Annotated in this window: 3 protein-coding genes and 1 pseudogene; 1 reads left to right on the forward strand and 3 read right to left on the reverse strand. The window is 32.9% G+C overall.

Going from position 1 to position 3,209, the window contains the following annotated elements:
* Nucleotides 1-328, reverse strand: a 328-nt coding sequence (locus tag Megvenef_RS08195) for a transposase (protein WP_322776028.1), incomplete at its 3' end; no start/stop codon positions are given.
* Nucleotides 329-392: 64 nt separating this feature from the next.
* Entirely contained in the window at nucleotides 393-662 is a 270-nt protein-coding gene (locus tag Megvenef_RS08200) for a hypothetical protein (RefSeq protein WP_322777459.1), read from the reverse strand.
* On the opposite strand from Megvenef_RS08200, the pseudogene Megvenef_RS09965 reads away from it, so the two are divergent.
* Nucleotides 635-736: pseudogene (locus tag Megvenef_RS09965) on the forward strand (Tn3 family transposase); the annotation flags it as partial. The gene Megvenef_RS08200 and the pseudogene Megvenef_RS09965 overlap by 28 nt on opposite strands.
* Before the next feature lie 119 nt (nucleotides 737-855).
* Here Megvenef_RS09965 and Megvenef_RS08205 read toward each other — a convergent pair.
* Nucleotides 856-3,209, reverse strand: a 2,354-nt coding sequence (locus tag Megvenef_RS08205) for an ankyrin repeat domain-containing protein (RefSeq protein WP_322777460.1), incomplete at its 5' end; no start/stop codon positions are given.

The raw sequence follows: 3,209 nt of genomic DNA on the forward strand, positions 1-3,209 counted from the left end.
CTTCAGACACATCAAGATCTTGCTGCAAATATTCATAACCACAAAAATATTGCCAATAAATATTTTCCTTTAGCTCTTCCTCCGTAAACGAATCAGAACCGTTGTACATAGCTTGAAGCATTGATAGTGCTAGCATTACTCTATGATCTTTCTTATTTCTACCAAATTGCTTGATTTCAATGTTAGGCAATGCTCTGGCTTCAAGTTCAGACCAATTTACTAAATCCCTTAGTTTATATAACTTGTTTTTAGGATTTAGTTTTGTAGATAATTTCTCTTCAAATAACCTTTCTTGTTTTTGGAGAAAAGTAATATTTTCTATAGGCATAATTTTAAAATCCGTAAGCTTTATGCGGTAATTATACCATTTTCTTATGGATTTTGTAAGCTGTTTATGACATGAAACCCCTTGTTAATTCAGGCGGGGAGAGTTTTGACGGAGGGACTAAGTAGAGATCAAAAAATCTTTGATATAATACTTCAGGAACTTTATTACCCCAAGTATTTGTTAATATAACGATTCCAATTTTCTCTTCTGGAATATAGGCAACCAAAGAATGCATTCCCATTCCACCCCCAGAATGATACAGCACTGTATATGGTGGGTATTTTTGCCTATCGATAAACCAACCTTTCACAGTTATTATCAAGACTAAACTCATACTCAAAGCAGCATAAGCTTTACCAAGCTCTAAAAGAATTTGGTAAAATCATAAAATCTCGCTATATAAATACTGAGTTATAGCAACCTCTCTGCGCTACTTTATCTCCTTTTGTTGGAAAATACCCTACCCTAATATTAAGAAAGTTTTTTAACCAAGACTATATTGCTTTGCTCTATAGTGACGGGTGCTCTCAATCAAGATCACCAATTACAGTAGCGCCGGCAGGGTGAATAGAATCATCATTGTGCTCATCAGCAGCAGTAAAGAGGTAAGTTGTTATAGCATCATCGCGCTCCTTCCCTCCATCCTTTTTTTCTTCATCTTTTTTCTTATCTTCTCTCGCAAAGCTCCTAGAAGCTTGCATAGCAATAGCTATATCGCCATCAAATAAGCTAGGCTCCTCTGAGCTTACCTGCACTGCATGAATTTGCTCTGGATTTAAAAATTCATATTCTTGTGCAATTTTTATAAAGTTTTTTGCATATTCATCTCCTTTATCTAATAATTTTTTATAAAATTTAGCAAAAACATTAAGATCTATGCCTTTTAAAACGCCATAATAAGAGTGAGGGGATAAAGTAAAGTTTTCAAAAACACCTTCCATCGAGTCAGGCGCTTCGACAATCTTGTCAAATTCCTGTTGAAAATATAAATTTTTACTATGTATATATAATTTATGCCACTCATTTATAATACCACTCAATTCAATCGCTTGGGATGTTGTAATACTATCTATCATTGGTTCTATTACATTATTTCGCAAAAATATAAAATGGCTACTATCGTAATTAAGATTCTTATTATTAATTAGTACTATTAATCCGCTATTAAATAATCCATGAACTTTAAGTGTAGTAAAACTCCATTGTTCTGGAGCCTTTCTAGCAACTGCATCGTCAGTTAATTCCAATACCCACGTTTTTATGGCTTGTGCTATTTTGTTCTCATCACCACCTAATTCATTTTTTAGTCCATCAAATGTATTTTGGAATAAAAAGCTTATTTCATTCTCTGAGTACTCTATTGATTTTTGCGCTGCTTCCATATCGTTAATGAATTTAGTTTGTACAACATAAACTAAATGCATTAATTTTCCTAAGTCACACATGTTTAACTCGGATAAAGTACCAATTAGATTATCTGACATACTTTGGTCGTCAGATATTCTAGCAATATAGATTATGGTTGCTAGCACTTTCTTGAAATCCCAATTAACTCCAAGACGATCGTCGACCTGACGCATATTATCCTCAGATAATTTATCGATTATTTGAGGCACGGTAAAGATTATTCCGTGAGTCCACTCTGTATTTACACAATTATCAATGCCTTTCGCCTTAAGCCAGTTAATATTATTATCTATTTGCTCTTCTAATAAATTATATCCATCTAGCCTTGTTAAAACTTTACGTGTAATCTTTTTATTTTCTATTGAAGAATCTAATTCTTTTAAATTAATATTTTCTTCTATTGCTTCTTTCCATACTATCTTTTCCTTAGGTTCTACAGAACCAGCTATTCGTAAATCATTAATAAGTTTTAACACGGATGGTTTTTGTGTATGAGTATAAAGCTTTTGAGCTATATCAATTATTCGCTCACCATCAACGCTTATTGAATTAATATTAAAAAATTTTGTTTCTGAATGAATAGTATAGTTTAGTGCCTCCTCTAGCATATTGAGAGAAGTTGGAGACTTTATACCGATTGCAATTATTGATAATTCAGACAGGAAGTCAGGCAATAAATCAGCTGGAATTTTATCCATTATTGATTTAATCATTTCCCATTTGTTTTGCCTAACCATGAGGCTAAGTAAATTATGTCCATCTCTGGTCCGTATTTGTAGGAATGTAGGCAATAAATCAGCTGGAAATTTATCCATTATTGATTCAATCATTTCCCATTTGTCTTGATTAATTTCCCATTTGTCTTCAACTAAGAGGTTAAGTAAAGTATTTCCATCTTTGTCCTGTATTTGTAGTAATGCAGGCAATAAATCAGCTGGAATTTTATCTATTATTGATTTAATTATTTTCTCATTCCCGCTTCTAATTGCCACGTGTAGTACAGTGTTTACATACTTGCCCTGTATTTGTAGTAATGCAGGCAATAAATCAGCTGGAATTTTATCCATTATTGATTCAATTATTTTCTCATTCCCGCTGCTAATTGCCACGTGTAGTACAGTGTTTCCATAGTTGTCCTGTATTTGTAGTATTGCAGGCAATAAATCAGCTGGAATTTTATCCATTATTGATTCAATCAGCTCCAATTGGGTTTCAATCATTATTTCCCATTGGTTGTGCTTAGCTAAGACGCTAAGTAAATTAGCTCCCTCTCTGTTCTGTAGTTGTAGTAATACAGACAATAATTCAGGTGATATTTTATCTATGATCAATTTAGCAATTGCATCCTGATTATATGTAACTGCCAAATGAAGTAGGCTATCTCCCCTTCTGTTCCCTAGTTGTAGTAATACAGACAATAATTCAGGTGATATTTTATCTATGATCAATTTAGCAATTGCATCCTGATTATATG

The sequence above is a fragment of the Candidatus Megaera venefica genome (genome assembly GCF_034554655.1).
GTDB lineage: Bacteria > Pseudomonadota > Alphaproteobacteria > Rickettsiales > Rickettsiaceae > Megaera_A > Megaera_A venefica.

Excerpts from the sequence above, each read along its gene's own strand:
- Megvenef_RS08200 (WP_322777459.1), bottom strand. The coding sequence starts at position 662 with ATGAGTTTAGTCTTGATAATAACTGTGAAAGGTTGGTTTATCGATAGG.